Here is a 14,673-nt window from a genome sequence, read left to right as displayed (position 1 = left end):
AATTCGAGTCCATGACAACCTGAAGACAGAAGGAGCAGTAATGACAACCCCTTACCGAACAAGCCTCGCACCCGTCAGCCCGGAGGCCGCCGAAGGTGACGCCAGGGCCGCGCTGGACAAGGCCGAATCACAAGTGGGTTTTGTTCCGCACATGTACCAGGCCATGGCCAACAGCCCGGGGCTGCTCGACACCTATCTGCACGGCTACCAGCAGTTTCGCGAGAACTCGGTTTTCGCGCCGGCCGAACAGGAAGTTGTATTCCTGGTCATCAGCCGCGAAAACGGCTGCCATTACTGCATGGCCGCACACAGCTTTCTGGCGGACAAGCAGTCCGGCGTCCCCGGCGTGGTCACCGATGCCGTTCGCAATTATGAAACGATCCCGGATCCCAGACTGGCGGCGCTCGCCCGCTTTACCGCCATCATGGTCGAGACCCGCGGCCGGCCCACGTCGGCGGATGCACAGGCGTTCCTGGACGCCGGTTTCAGCGAGCGGCATATCCTCGACATCGTGCTGGCACAAGCCGTGAAAACGCTCAGCAACTACACCAATCACCTGTTCCATACCGAGGTCGACAGCCTGTTTGCCGGCCGTACATGGAACGATCCGCACAGCAGCGCCGCCTGAACGCATCCAGGGAGACCTACCCCATGCCTGACACAGAACGTCTGAAAATCAGCTTGCTCTTGCTCCGGCTCGGCGTGTTCATCGTCATGCTGATGTGGACGCTGGACAAGTTCGTCAATCCCGATCACGCCGCGCAGGTCTTCGCTGGTTTCTACGGCATCGCCAATGCACAGTCGATCATGCTGGCCGTCGGCCTGGCGGAGCTCGCGCTGGTCATCGCCTTTGTCATCGGCCTGTTCAAGCGCTGGACCTATGGACTAGTCCTGCTGCTGCACGGCGTATCGACCTTCGCCAGCTTCGGCAAATACCTGCAACCGTGGGACAGCCTGCTGTTCTTCGCCGCCTGGCCGATGCTGGCAGCCTGTATCGCTCTGTACCTGCTACGCGACCAGGACACGCTGCTGACCGTCAAGCATTGAACAGCGTCTTTCTTCAAGCAATCAAAAACGAATAAGGAGCGACATTATGAGTTGTTACAATTCCACCGTCATTCCCGCGCCGATCGACAAGGTCTGGGCGAAGCTCAGGGATTTTCACGATATGTCCTGGGCCAGCGGTGTTATCGAAAGCTGTGATGCCGGCAACAAGCTGCCCGGCACCCAGATTGGCGCCAAGCGGGTTCTGAACAACGCGTTTCATGAAACCCTGCTGGCGCTGGACGACCAGAACCGGGTCGTGCGCTACAGCATCGATGACGGTCCCGAAGCCGTTTCCAGCGACAATGTCAGCGGCTACGTCGGTGAGGTGCAGGTTTTTCCAGTCACCGACGGCAACCAGACCTTCGTGCTGTGGACGTCCTCCTGGGAAGACAGCGGCGGCGGTGTCGCCGAGTTTTGTGACCCGATCTACAAGGCGCTGCTGGATGCCCTGAAAAAACACTTTAGCTGATCAGCCGATCCCTCGCGGGCGGCCCTCCCCCGCAACCGTTATTCCCCCTAACCCCTTAACGGTTGTCGGTCGTCCGCGAGCTTTTTTCTACAATTTTTACGACAAATGGCGCGACGATTCAGTATCGTTGCGTAACAGAACGGGGTTATACGCATCCAATAGTCTGTTGCCCGCGTTAAAGCGGGGTAGAAACAGCCCATTATTTCCGCGCCCGGGGACAAGTAACCATGCACAGTGAAGTTCAAGACTACTACGGCAAGGCCCTGACCGGCAGCCAGGATCTGCAGACCAACGCCTGCTGTGACCAGGCGCCGCCCGACTGGCTGAAGCCGGGCCTGAGCCAGTTACACGACGAGGTAGTCAGCCATTATTACGGCTGCGGCCTGGTGGCCCCGCCACTGCTGGAAAGTACTTCCATCCTCGATCTCGGTAGCGGCAGCGGCCGTGACTGTTACCTGCTCGCCTGGCTGGCGGGCGCGTCCGGCCGCGTGGTCGGCGTCGACATGACGCCCGAGCAGCTGGCGATTGCCCGCCGCCACCAGGACTATCATCGCCAGCAGTTCGGTTTCCGCAATAATACGGTCGAGTTTCTGGAAGGCTACATCGAACAGCTGGACCAGCTGAACCTGGCGGACGACAGTTTCGATATCGTCGTTTCCAACTGCGTCATCAACCTCAGCCCGGACAAGGAAAAGGTGCTGCGCGAGGTCTACCGGGTATTGAAGCCCGGCGGCGAATTCTATTTTTCCGATGTCTACTGCGACCGGCGCATCGATCCGGCGCTGCGCGAGGACCCGGTGCTGTACGGCGAATGCCTGGCCGGCGCCCTGTACTGGAACGATTTCCTGAACCTGGCGAAAACGACCGGCTTTGCCGATCCGCGACTGGTCGAGGACCGGCCGCTGAGCATCGACAACGATGCCATCGCCGCGCGGCTGGCGCCGGCAAAGTTCTATTCCGCCACCTACCGGTTGTTTAAAATCGATAACCTGGAACCGGCCTGCGAAGATTACGGCCAGGCGGTGATCTACAAGGGTGGCATCGAGCACTACCCGCATACCTTCGTACTCGACAATCACCACCACATCGAGCGCGGCCGGGTATTCCCCGTGTGCGGCAATACCTGGCGCATGCTGGCCGAGAGCCGGTTCGCACCGTATTTCGAATTCATCGGTGATTTCTCCACTCATCACGGTATCTTCCCGGGCTGCGGTATCAACCTGCCGTTCAGCGACGACGAATCCAGCCAGTCGGGTTGCTGCTAAGCCATGTCGGCGATAATGGAAAAATCACCACACTGGCTGTATACGCCGGACGGTCAGCCGCGCGGTTACATCCGGACGCAACGCCTGGACGAGTTGTGGATACACACCGGTACCGCCTGCAACCTTGCCTGCCCGTTCTGTCTCGAAGGCTCGAAACCCGGTGACACCCGGCTGCAACTGGTCAAATTCGCTGATGTGCAGCCCTACATCGACGAAGCCTTCGCACTCGGTGCCAGCCAGTTGTCGTTCACCGGCGGCGAGCCGTTCCTGGCACGCGAGTTTCCCGCCATTCTGGAATACGCCGCGGCACACGCGCCCTGCCTGGTACTGACCAACGGCACCCGACCATTGCAGCACCGTATCGACCAGATCGAACCGCTGCTCAGGGCCAACCATCCGGTGGACTTTCGCATCAGCCTCGACTTCCCCGATGCCGAGCGCCACGACGCCGGCCGCGGTCGCGGCAACTTTGCCGCGGCGCTGCGCGGCATGGCCATGCTGCATAACATGGGGTTCCGGGTCTCGGTAGCGCGGCAATGGTCACCGGATGAGGACTCCGCGGCAGTCGCCGCCGCTTTCCGCCGTATATTCCGTGAACACGGCCTGCCCGAGGATCTGAATATCATCTGGTTCCCCGACTTCGGCCTGCCGGGCGACCAAATCGATACACCGGCCATTACCGAACACTGCATGACCACTTACCATACTGCAGCCAGCCGCGCCGATTTCATGTGCGCCTACAGCCGCATGATCGTCAAGGACCGCGGTTGCATGCGCGTGTATGCCTGCACCCTGGTCGACGATGATCCGGACTATGACCTGGGTTCAAGCCTGAGCGAGAGCCTGCGTGAAACCGTGATGCTGAGCCATCACCGCTGCTTCAGCTGCTTCCGCTATGGCGCCTCCTGCAGCCAGGCGCATTCACCCTCCTGAACAACCCAGCCAAAAAACCGGAGCTGACTACAGCATGAAATCAGGCAAGACCTGGCTATTGATATTGATTATCGCGGCCGTTGTGCTTGGCTACTTTTACTTCGGCCTCGACGAACTGCTGACACTGGAGTACCTGAAGTCGCGGCTGGATGAATTCCGCGCCTATGCCGATGCCCGGCCACTGCTGGTGCTGGGTGGTTTTTTCCTCGGCTATGTCATTATTACCGCGGCGTCGTTGCCGGGTGCGGCGATCATGACCCTGGCGGCCGGTGCCCTGTTCGGCCTGGCTACCGGCGTTCTGCTGGTGTCATTCGCCTCCAGCATCGGTGCGACGCTGGCCTTTCTGATAGCGCGCTATCTATTCCGCGACAGCGTGCAGGAGAAATTCGGCCAGCGACTAAAAAAAATCAATGAGGGCGTTGCCAAGGACGGCGCACTGTACCTGTTCACGCTGCGGCTGGTGCCGGCATTTCCGTTCTTCATCATCAATATCGTCATGGCGCTGACACCGATCAAGACCTGGACATTTTACTGGGTCAGTCAGGTCGGCATGCTCGCCGGCACGATCGTTTACGTCAACGCCGGCACACAGATCGCACAAATCCAGAGCACTGGCGATCTGCTGTCAATCGAACTGATCGGTGCCTTCGTATTGCTCGGCATCTTCCCCTGGATCGCGCGTGGCATCATTAATCTCATCCAGCACCGGCGTGTTTACCGCGGCTGGCAAAAACCCCGGCATTTTGATCGCAACCTGATTGTCATCGGCGCCGGATCCGCCGGTCTGGTCAGTGCCTATATCGCCGCGGCCGTAAAAGCCGGCGTCACGCTGATCGAACGCGACAAGATGGGCGGTGACTGCCTGAATACCGGCTGTGTACCGTCGAAAACCCTGATTCGCAGTGCCCGGCAGGTACACGAACTGAAGCAGGCGGATCAGTATGGTGTGCGGCTGCCGGAAAATGTCAGTGTCGACTTCCCGGCAGTCATGCAGCGCATCCGCGACGTGATCGGCCAAATCGCGCCACACGATTCGGTCGAGCGTTATTCCGAACTTGGTGTCGACTGCCGTCGCGGCAACGCCCGCCTGGTGTCACCCTGGGAAGTCGAAATCAGCCGCGACGGTACCAGCGAACGGCTGACGGCACGCAGCATCATTATTGCGACCGGCGGCCGACCGGCCGTACCACCGATTCCCGGCATCGAGGAAACCGATTATCTGACCTCGGACAACCTCTGGCAGCTGGCGGAAAAACCTCAACGCCTGCTCGTGCTCGGCGGCGGTCCGATCGGCTGTGAACTGGCACAGAGTTTCGCCCGACTCGGCAGCAGCGTCACGCTGGTGGAAATGGCGCCACAGCTTTTACCACGCGAGGATACCGAAGCCGCCGAAGCCGTGCGGCAAGCGTTGCAGGCCGATGGCGTCAATCTGCTGCTGAGCCACAAGGCAAAACAATTCACGCGGGAAGAGGCCGCTCGGGTGCTTCATACGCAGAGCAACGATAGTGAACAGCGCATTGAATTCGACCAAGTACTGGTCGCTGTAGGCCGCCAGGGCAACACCGAGGGCCTGGATCTGGAATCGCTCGATATCGAAACACGCGACAACGGCACTCTGGTTCTGAACGACTACCTGCAGACGCGCTACCCCAACATCTACGCCTGCGGCGACGTTGCCGGTCCCTATCAGTTCACCCACGTTGCTGCGCACCAGGCCTGGTTTGCCGCCGTCAACGCGCTGTTCGGTTTCGCGAAAAAATTCAGGGCCGACTACAGCGTGATTCCTGCCGCGACGTTCACCGCGCCCGAACTCGCCCGCGTCGGTCTCAATGAAAAGGAAGCCGACGAACAGGGCATTGATTACGAAGTAACACGCTACGATATCAGCGAACTGGATCGAGCCATTACCGAAGGCATCGATCAGGGCTTCATCAAGGTACTGACCGCCAGGGGTTCCGATCGTATTCTGGGCGTCACCATCGTCAACGCCCAGGCCGGCGAGCTGATTGCAGAATATGTACTGGCCATGCGCCACGGCCTGGGTCTCAACAAGATCCTCGGCACCATCCACGCCTACCCGACCATGATGGAAGCCAACAAGTTCGCCGCCGGCGAATGGAAGCGCGCGCATGCGCCGCAGGGATTGCTAAAGCTGATCCAGAAATTCCATGCCTGGCGGCTGTAGGCTGGTGATTGGTGATTGGTGATTGGTGATTGGTGATTGGTGATTGGAAAAGCGTGACCGATACCGTTCAGGTGTCAAGGGAAAAATTCAATTTCAATAACCAATTAACTAGTTAACCAACTACCAGCCACATTCCATTCCCTCCCCCTTGATGGGGGAGGGTCAGGGTGGGGGTGGTTGAATTATCGAGGATGTTTAATTCACCCCCATCCGTACCTTCCCCCATCAAGGGGGAAGAAGAAGGTGGCGCTGCGCGCTATTGGTCAATGCGCTCCCACAATGGCAAGCATTGCCAATCACGAATAACCAGTTACTAACCACACCCCCATCCATACTTCCCCCGTCAAGGGGGAAGAGATAAGGGTGCGCTTCGCGCTGTTGGTTGATTCGTTCCCACAGGGGCCGGACCTTGCCAATCACCACCAATCACCAGTCACCAATCAACCAGTCACCCTCCACCGCGCCGGTAGGTGCGATCGAACTTGTCCAGGAAGGCCTGAGCCTGGTCGTCACTGAAGCCCTGCAGCTCCAGCGTAACGTCGCATACCGGCATGCTGAGCGAGGCGATGCGTCGTTCATACTCATCGCCCAGCTGGATCAGAATGCGGGTTCCACTATCGTTCGCCTCGATCTGCCTGCCGCGATCGCTGTAGTCACGATTCTGTAATGCGTGTGGCAGCAGGCGTTTGAATTCGGCGTGCGTGTACGCCATCGTCCGGGTACGTTTCATGTTCGCAGTTAACGAGCTTGCTGCTTGCTGGTGACTCAACCGCCAGCTACCGGCGGCCAGATGGCCAGTGTGTCGCCATCGTTGAAGGCGGACTGGTCGCGGTCTTCCGGCTTGATGTAAACGCCATTCAGAAGCACCAGGTGCGCTTCCTGACGTGGGACTCGGAAACGGTCAATGACCTGGTGCGGTGTCGCGCTATCGTCGAGTTCAATACGGACGATATTGCCCTCGACATCGTCAGGAAGATAGTCACTGAGTGATGCGTACAGCTTGAGGCTAATGTGAATGGTCATTGATCAATAAATATCCGCAAATGAACGCACAATATACGCAAATACCGCTCTGGATTAAAAGCAGACGGGAACCTGGATTGTTATAGCCGATTCCGGACAAGCATGGTCAGATGAGCAACCCAACCCATTGCAAATTATTTGCGTGTATTCGCGTTCATTCGCGGACTGCTTTTAAATGAAACGTCAGGCCTTGAGCATGACGTCAGCGTTGTGGCCAATGGCCTGGGTGGTGCCGAGATAGGCTTCCATGATGCGGGTCGGATCCTGCATCAGCCGGTCCTTCCACTTGCCCAGCGGCAACTGCGTCTGAATCAAGCCACGCAGTACGCCGACGTGCTCGGTCAGTCCCAGCGCCTGGGCGCCGACCATGATGTCATCCTGGAACTGCAGGCTGATATAGCGATAGCGTTCGATATCCTGCAATTCGGCCGTATCGCCGCCGTCGACACCCATCCATAACCCATAGGAGCTGGAAATAAGCCCCATGGTATCGAGCACGTTCATGTTGACGCTGCCCTGATGTTTCAGATCGTGTCCGGCCATATTCATGGCCGCGATACGACCGTGATCGGCGGCCGTCGGCTGAATGGCCTGGACGGTGTATTCACCGGTGGAGAAGTCACGGCCCTGACAGACATCGCCGGCCGCATAAATGCCGTCAACATTGCTCTGCAGATGATCATTGACGAGAATACCCGTATCGGTCTCGATGCCGCTGCCGTCCAGGAACTGGATATTCGATTTCACGCCAGTCGCGGAAATGACAAGATCCGCCTTGAGTGTCTCGCCGTTGTCGAGATTGACCCGCAGACCACCGCCGCCGAGCAGGCCACCCTTCTCGATCGACTCGACCCGGGTTGAAGTATGCACGGCAACGCCCTGCGCCTCGCACCATTTCTTGATCAAACCGCCTGATGTCTGGTTCATCATGCGCGGTACCATGCGATCTTCCATCTCGATCACGGTAAGGTCGACACCCCGCTTGGCCAGTGCCTCAAGCACGATGCAGCCAATGAATCCGGCGCCCATGAGCACCACTTTCGAACCCTTCCTCGCCTTTTTGGCAATGTTGCGGCCGTCTTCCAGCGTCCAGCAGGCGTGAATGCCGGGCAGATCCATGCCGTCGATGGGTGGGCGCACCGGGTGGGATCCCGTGGCCAACAACAGGCGGTCGTAGCTGATCGGATCCCGTTGTTCCATGCTCAGCGTCTTTGCACCGCTGTCGATGCCGACGACGCGATCCTGGACGAGTTCGATGCCCTGCTTGTCAAAATGGCCGTCGGTGTGGCGCAGATGCGTACCGGATTCATCGATCTTCTCGATCAGGTAATACGGCAGCGCCATGCGTGAATAGGGAGGCTCCGGCTCATCGCCGATCAGCATGACTTCCGAATCGGGCTGTATCTTGCGGAGGGTTTCCGCGGCAATGACACCGGCCGGACCAGTTCCAATAATTACATGTTTCATAATAGTTCCTCTGAACTCATTCAATACGTCATTACGAGGAGCGAAGCGACGAAGCAATCTCCGTGATGCAACCTGAGCGAAATTACTTCGCTACGCTCGTAACGACGATAAATATTGAATGTAATTACTGTTTGCAGATGCGACAGCCACTTATGCCGACAATGCCTTCAGACCGAAACGCTTACGGGTTTCCGACGTCGGCACACCATCTGCCGTCCAGCCGCGGACCTCGTAGTACTTCGGCAGCATCTGGTCGAGGTCGTTGACCCGGCCGGTGGCCGGACCGGTCTTGGCGGCATCCTTGAGCAGACGCTTCGGCAGCGTATCGTCCTTGGCCGTCATGCCGGCGGCGATATTGAAGTCCCGCTCCAGGTTCCAGATGCGTTCACCGACTTCCAGCAATTTGTCCGGTGACCAGTCACCCTCACAGGCGGCGTCGATCTGCGGTGCGATATCCTCCAGTGTCCAGGCGAACGTGGTGAACACGCACAGGCCGGAGGAATCCACCGCGGCGGTCATGTCCTGGAACGCCTTGACCAGTTCCGGCTTGCCATCGGTGGTCAGGGGATCGGTCTTCTCCGGTATGCCCATGATCTCGGAGGCAACCGTGTAGCCACGGAGATGACAGGCACCGCGATTGGAAGTCGCGTAGCCGAGGCCCATGCCCTGCACGCCGCGCGGATCGTAGGCCGGGAATTCCTGCCCCTTAACGGTCATGGACAGCTCCGGATGACCGTACTTCTCGCACAGACGCCTGGATCCCAGACCCATGTCGATACCGAAACCCTCGCCGCGGCAGGTCAGTTCCGTGACCCGGCACAGCGCCTCGGCGTTGCCGAATCTGAGTTCGATGCCACCCGTGGTTTCCTTGTCGATCGCACCCATTTCGTACATTTCCATGGCCGCAGCGAGAGTGGCGCCGTAGGTGATCGGATCGATGCCATCCTCGTTGCAGAGGAACTGCACGTAGGTCAGCGCGTCGAGATCGTCGATGCCGGTATCCGAGCCCAGCGCCCAGGCAGCCTCGTATTCCAGACCACCGGAAGCATCCCAGTACTCGGGCTTGTTCTCGACCGAGAAATGGCCCTGGTCGATGGTGGAAATGCGGCCGCAGGCGATGGTGCAGCCAAAACAGCCGGCGTTGGTGACCAGGTTCGGCTTACCGTCCGACTCGCGCGGCTCGTGCATGGCCTCGCCGGAAATATTGCTGGCGCCCTCGAACTGCACCTCGCGCATGTTGCGCGTCGGCATGGCGCCGACCTCGTTGATAACATTCATCAATACCTGGGTGCCGTACTTCGGCAGACCCTGGCCGGTCACGGCATTATCATGTAACACCTTCTTGCCGTCGCTGACCGCCTGCATGAAACGCGCCGGATCCTTGATGTTGCCGACGCCGCGGGTGCCGCGAATGGCGACTGCCTTGAGGTTCTTTGACGCCATCACGGTGCCAACCCCGGAACGGCCGGCGGCGCGGTGCAGATCATTGATGACCCCGGCGTAAAGATTGCCCTTCTCTGCCGCGCGACCGATCGTGGCGACCCGGATCAGCGGATCCTGGTGTTTCTTGTGTATCCATTCGTCGGCCGCCCATACCGAGGTGCCCATGATCTCGTCGGCCGGCAACAGTTCGGCCTTCTCGTTTTCCAGGTACAGGTAGACCGGTTGCGGCGACTTGCCCTCGAAAATGATCATGTCCCAGCCGGCGGCCTTCATTTCGGCACCAAGAAAGCCACCCGAGTTGGAACAGGCAACACAGCCGGTCAACGGACTCTTGGTCACGACCGAGTAGCGGCCACCGGTGGATGACATGGTGCCGGTGAGCGGACCGGTGGTCATGATGAACTTGTTATCCGGCCCGAGGGGATCGCATTTCGGATCGATCTCTTCGGTCAGGTACTTGGTAGCGAGACCGCGCTGACCGAGGTAATCGCGCGCCCACTCCATGTTCAACGGCTCCTGTTTGATCGAGCCGTCAGTCAGATTGATGCGTAATACTTTTTGGGTCCAGGCCATGGTTCACCTCCCGCCTCAGTGCTGTTGCGCATCGAGCCCGGCGCTTTTCGCAGCGTGGGCGCGCATTCTGTCCAAACCGGTATGGTCGGCGTCGACGTAGGTGATCGCCTCGGTCGGACAGGCCTTGGAACACTCCGGATCGCCCTGGCACAGGTCGCATTTGTAGACAACGCCGCTGTCCTGATCGTAGTTCACGGTACCGAACGGACAGGCAATGGTGCAGACCTTGCACCCCACACACTTGTCGGCGAGCACATCCTTGGAACCTGTTGCCTCGTTGTAGACGATGGCCTCGACGGGGCAGGCGTGCATGCACCACGCCTCGGTGCACTGGGTACAGGTATAGGGAACGAAACGGCCTTCCTCGTGGAAGGTGAAAATCTTGATGCGGGATTTGGCGGGATTAAATACGCCTTCGGCGCGATACGAACAGGCCATCTCGCATTGCAGACAGCCCGTGCATTTCTCCGGCTCTATCTGTAGCGCTTTCAACATAAGGGTTACCCCCTCCGGCAGTCTCAGGATATGGAATAATTATCATCTGCGGTCCGGGCATGATGGCTTAGTGCCATTCTTTATATATGCAACGTTATACAACTCTAGATTACTCAAGTGCCGGCACCGGGACAAGCGTTTCCTTTAATCCGGAAACAGCATGATATTGCGATGCACAATGCATAAAAAAAGCCCGCCGGTGGCGGGCTTTTTTCGTATCTCGTATCTCGTATCTCGTATCTCGTATCTCGTTCGTCAACGACGACTTTGCCGCCAGGGCTAATCTGTCAATCCCGAATCCCGTCCACGAGATACGCTTCACGAACGACGAGATACGAATATTACCATCGCATCATGCGGCGGACGATGCCGTCGTTGATGAAGGCATGATACACCGCACCGCTGATATGCACGGCAACCAGCGCCAACAGGGCCCAGGCTGTCCACAGGTGCAGCTCACCCCAGAACTCGTTCATATCCTCGTTCGGTGCGGCAATACGCGGGAACTCGATAACCCACCAGAACACGGTATCCCACTTGGTGTGCGCCGATGACAGATAACCCGTGACGCAGGTTGCCAGGATCAGCACATACAACAGCACGTGATCGGCCAAAGCGAGCTTGTGCATCCACGGCTTCATGCTCGATTCCACCGGTGCCGGCCGGTGCTTGAAACGCACATACAGCAGGATGAACAACAGCAACACGAGCGTGATGCCTATATTCTTGTGTAGCTGAAATGGAAAGGCCCGGAACTGCAATTCCTTCGACGGTAACGGCAGACCCAGCATCCACCAGCTGGAAATGAACAGGAAGAAGATGGATACCGCGATTGTCCAGTGCAGGAAAACCGCTGTACGACTGTAACCTTGATTTTGCATAACCAATTCCGCTTATTTGATTTTATTCATGTCAGTGTTAAGGAAACCGTCTGACAGTTTGATTATTGACTGCGCTCAACGTGACGGCCGGCAATCGCACCGGTCAGCATCAACAGGTGGATCAACAGCCATAGCAGGATATTCCATAGATAGATATCGCGAATGATCGGGCCGGCATTAACCACTGCGGCAAACTGCAAAGCATCAACCGCCGTCAGCCCGGCGAATACGGTGATCGCGGCCGGTACCGCCCACGGTCTGAAATTTACCAATGCACCACCGATAATGAGCGACAGGAAAGCGAGCAGCGTACCAATGGCAGCCAGTGTCATCTGCGTCCCGGGGAACCAGTCCGGTGTCGACAGACCCAGCCCCCAGATGTGATCAACCATGAACTCGCACTCGGCCAGGCTGATGCCCTCTTCTTCCAGCTCCTCCTCGGGGCAATCCGCGGCCGGCTTTTCCATAGTGTCCGAATAGTGGTTGACCATAACGACCTGCTTCATCCATTCCGTACCGTGCAGACCGGTGAGGAAAACGCCGAGGACGATGGCGACCACGCCAAGACTGCTGGCCCAGGCCGGCCCGAAGGCGGATGAACCCGAACTCGATTGAAAAAATGATGTTGCCATGCAGCACCTATATCTCTTGTTGGAATTTTAGACTAATTCTAGATCAATTCAGCGATTTGTCAGACTAATGACAAGCATGATGGCCAGAATGCTCAGGTAAAATGAGTTTAAACTGAAAGTAAGCCTTCAGATGCAGGACGTTGAGGCATAAAAGAGCAGGAAAAATTCCTGCGCTACGCTGCCGGGATCAAACATTGACGATCTGGTGGCGGATGGCGAGACGGGCGATCTCCGCGATGCTGCCGACCTCAAGCTTGTTCTTGATCTGGGTGCTGTAGTTGGCCACGGTCTTGTAGCTCAGCGACAGGCGCTTGGCGATGTCGCTGGTGCTGTGGCCCTCGGCGAGCAGACAGAAGATCTCAAACTCGCGCGTCGACAGGCCGGAGAACGGCGTGTCCTTGCCGCGCATTTTCTGGAATGCCAAGCGTTCGGCAATATTCTTGTCCAGATGGGTTTTGCCGCTGGCCAGCGCCCGTACCGCGTCGATCAGTGCCTCCGGCGCACCGCTTTTCGTCATGTAGCCCTGGGCGCCGGCCTGCAGCGCCTGCTCGACGAAAATCGTGTCCTCGTGCATGCTGAACACTAGGATGCGCGCATCCGGATCGCGGGCAATAATGCGGCGTATGGCCTCGAGTCCGCCGATACCCGGCAGGGACAGATCCATCACCACGATATCCGGCTGCAGTTGGTTGTACTGCTTGCAGGCCGACTCGCCGTTATCCGCCTCGGCGATCACCTCGATATCCACCGAGTTCTTCAGCAACATGCGATAGCCGGCACGCACGACGGCATGATCGTCGACAAGCATGACGCGAATGGGATTGGGTTTACTGGTCATGGAGCGATATATCCCGGTTGATCGGTAGCAGAATGTCTATTGATACCCCTTTACCCGGCTGCGTGACTAGGGAAAATTTCCCGCCCAGTGCTTCGCAGCGTTCACGCATACCGAGCAAACCCAGCCCCCAATGGGCCTTTTGCGCGTCAAAGCCGAGGCCGTCGTCGCTGAGTTCCAGTTGCACAACGTCCTGCCCCTGAGCGGAGTCGCGGTTCAGATTAATGTACACCTCGTTGGCGTCGGAATGTTTGCTGATGTTGGTCAGTCCTTCCTGCACCATGCGGTAAACGCTGATCTTCAGCTCCTCGTCAAAGTTACCGAGCTCGCCGCTATGGCTGAAGTGACAGAACGTATCCTCATGGCGGCTGTTCCAGTCGTCGATCATTTCCTGCAATGCCACGACCAGGCCGAGCTCGTCGAGGATGACCGGACGCAGGCGCCGCATCATCTGCCGGGCGACGCCGTAAATGTCGTTCGAGATTGCGACAATGGTCTCGGCGCTGGCGGCGATCTGCTCGCGGTCATCGATATCCTGCTGGCTGATGGAGACCGCCAGTGCCTTGATGCCACTGATCGACTGGCCCATTTCATCGTGTAATTCATGCGCCAGGTTGCGCCGTTCGCGCTCCTGGATGGCCAGCGAACGCTGTGCCAGGGCGCGGTTCTCGTCGCGCGAACGTTGCAAAACCTCGGCCATATGGTTGAACTTGTCCGAAATCTGACCCATCTCCGGCAGGTTGAAACGCGGCAGGCGCAAGCGATAATCGCCCTGCTCGATGCCGTCCAGCGCCTTGAGAATGGTGCCGACCGGCTTGAGCCCGCGGCCAATGGTAAAATAAACGAGAATGTTCGCGGTCAGCACGGCCAGCACCAGCAGGCCGAGGACGATACGGGCATCGCCCCACACCTCGGCGATTTCGTCGCTGGGATCGGCGCGGATGACAATTTCCGTATCGACGTCGTCGTTGGTCGTGAGTACCCTGCGGAATTCCATCGGTGCCGGACCGATGAGACTGATGAACCAGCGCGGCGCTTGTGCGTCGTAACGACTGTGCATCTCCCGCCGGGTGTCGAAAACCGGCATGCCCTGGCGCAGGATCTCGATATGCAGGTGGCGGGTTTCGCCGAGCCGCGCGATCTGGCGGACAATATTGCGCTGTACCCCACCGGACTGCTCCGGGCCCGGTTCAGCATTCGACAACGCGACCTCGATGAGGCGCAGCGTCAGGTTGGCGGTGGAACCGACCTCCTCCTGCACGGCGAGACGCGCCTGCTGGATAACGAAAACGGTGCCGAGGATCAGTATCAGACCGAAACACAGGGTGATCTGCAGATTCAGGCGCGTGCGCAGACTCATGAATAATCAACTTGATCGGTTGTGGTGTGTAACGGATTATGCGGGTCCGTTTTAGTACAGACAAT

At 58.3% G+C, this 14,673-nt stretch carries 15 protein-coding genes; 6 read left to right on the top strand and 9 right to left on the bottom strand.

Features of this window, described 5'->3' with window-relative positions; genetic code table 11:
* Positions 1-40: 40 nt before the first annotated feature.
* The 6 genes from J2T55_RS02855 to lpdA all read left to right on the top strand — a co-directional run bounded on the left by J2T55_RS02855 (position 41) and on the right by lpdA (position 5,899).
* Positions 41-628: a carboxymuconolactone decarboxylase family protein gene (locus J2T55_RS02855; protein ID WP_259054122.1), complete on the top strand. Its 588-nt coding sequence runs from the start codon at positions 41-43 to the stop codon at positions 626-628.
* Between the two features lie 23 nt (positions 629-651).
* Positions 652-1,047 carry a DoxX family membrane protein gene (locus J2T55_RS02850; RefSeq protein ID WP_259054121.1) on the top strand — a complete coding sequence of 132 codons (396 nt, stop codon included), beginning with the start codon at positions 652-654 and terminating at the stop codon, positions 1,045-1,047.
* A 46-nt stretch (positions 1,048-1,093) separates the two neighbouring features.
* Positions 1,094-1,516: an SRPBCC family protein gene (locus J2T55_RS02845; RefSeq protein ID WP_259054120.1), complete on the top strand. Its 423-nt coding sequence runs from the start codon at positions 1,094-1,096 to the stop codon at positions 1,514-1,516.
* A 227-nt stretch (positions 1,517-1,743) separates the two neighbouring features.
* Positions 1,744-2,781 (top strand): methyltransferase domain-containing protein, encoded by a 1,038-nt coding sequence (locus tag J2T55_RS02840; protein ID WP_259054119.1) that lies wholly within the window; start codon positions 1,744-1,746, stop codon positions 2,779-2,781.
* 3 nt (positions 2,782-2,784) lie between these two features.
* Positions 2,785-3,714 (top strand): radical SAM protein, encoded by a 930-nt coding sequence (locus J2T55_RS02835; RefSeq protein ID WP_259054118.1) that lies wholly within the window; start codon positions 2,785-2,787, stop codon positions 3,712-3,714.
* A gap of 34 nt (positions 3,715-3,748) precedes the next feature.
* Positions 3,749-5,899, top strand: coding sequence for a dihydrolipoyl dehydrogenase (gene lpdA / locus J2T55_RS02830; RefSeq protein ID WP_259054117.1), 2,151 nt, complete (start codon positions 3,749-3,751; stop codon positions 5,897-5,899).
* Positions 5,900-6,347: 448 nt separating this feature from the next.
* On the opposite strand, the gene J2T55_RS02825 is transcribed toward lpdA, so the two are convergent.
* The 9 genes from J2T55_RS02825 to J2T55_RS02785 all read right to left on the bottom strand — a co-directional run bounded on the left by J2T55_RS02825 (position 6,348) and on the right by J2T55_RS02785 (position 14,608).
* Complete coding sequence (locus tag J2T55_RS02825; RefSeq protein ID WP_259054116.1) at positions 6,348-6,629, bottom strand: hypothetical protein; 282 nt, start codon at positions 6,627-6,629, stop codon at positions 6,348-6,350.
* Positions 6,630-6,664: 35 nt separating this feature from the next.
* Complete coding sequence (locus J2T55_RS02820) at positions 6,665-6,922, bottom strand: MoaD/ThiS family protein (RefSeq protein ID WP_259054115.1); 258 nt, start codon at positions 6,920-6,922, stop codon at positions 6,665-6,667.
* 183 nt (positions 6,923-7,105) lie between these two features.
* A complete protein-coding gene (locus tag J2T55_RS02815; RefSeq protein ID WP_259054114.1) occupies positions 7,106-8,389 on the bottom strand; it encodes an NAD(P)/FAD-dependent oxidoreductase in 1,284 nt (427 codons plus the stop codon).
* A 150-nt stretch (positions 8,390-8,539) separates the two neighbouring features.
* A complete protein-coding gene (locus J2T55_RS02810; RefSeq protein WP_259054112.1) occupies positions 8,540-10,405 on the bottom strand; it encodes an aldehyde ferredoxin oxidoreductase family protein in 1,866 nt (621 codons plus the stop codon).
* Positions 10,406-10,420: 15 nt separating this feature from the next.
* Positions 10,421-10,900 carry a 4Fe-4S dicluster domain-containing protein gene (locus J2T55_RS02805; RefSeq protein ID WP_259054111.1) on the bottom strand — a complete coding sequence of 160 codons (480 nt, stop codon included), beginning with the start codon at positions 10,898-10,900 and terminating at the stop codon, positions 10,421-10,423.
* A 341-nt stretch (positions 10,901-11,241) separates the two neighbouring features.
* On the bottom strand, positions 11,242-11,781 hold the full coding sequence (locus tag J2T55_RS02800) for a cytochrome b (protein WP_259054110.1): 540 nt from the start codon (positions 11,779-11,781) through the stop codon (positions 11,242-11,244).
* A gap of 62 nt (positions 11,782-11,843) precedes the next feature.
* A complete protein-coding gene (locus tag J2T55_RS02795) occupies positions 11,844-12,413 on the bottom strand; it encodes a hypothetical protein (RefSeq protein ID WP_259054109.1) in 570 nt (189 codons plus the stop codon).
* Positions 12,414-12,600: 187 nt separating this feature from the next.
* Positions 12,601-13,251 (bottom strand): response regulator, encoded by a 651-nt coding sequence (locus J2T55_RS02790; RefSeq protein ID WP_259054108.1) that lies wholly within the window; start codon positions 13,249-13,251, stop codon positions 12,601-12,603.
* Positions 13,241-14,608 carry a histidine kinase gene (locus J2T55_RS02785; protein WP_259054107.1) on the bottom strand — a complete coding sequence of 456 codons (1,368 nt, stop codon included), beginning with the start codon at positions 14,606-14,608 and terminating at the stop codon, positions 13,241-13,243. The genes J2T55_RS02790 and J2T55_RS02785 overlap by 11 nt, the downstream gene beginning before the upstream one ends.
* Positions 14,609-14,673: the final 65 nt, after the last annotated feature.

It is taken from the genome of Methylohalomonas lacus, from assembly GCF_024808875.1.
GTDB classification, from domain to species: domain Bacteria; phylum Pseudomonadota; class Gammaproteobacteria; order Methylohalomonadales; family Methylohalomonadaceae; genus Methylohalomonas; species Methylohalomonas lacus.
The sequence above is the reverse complement of the archived record's forward strand: the minus strand, read 5'-3'. Positions and strand labels throughout refer to the sequence as shown.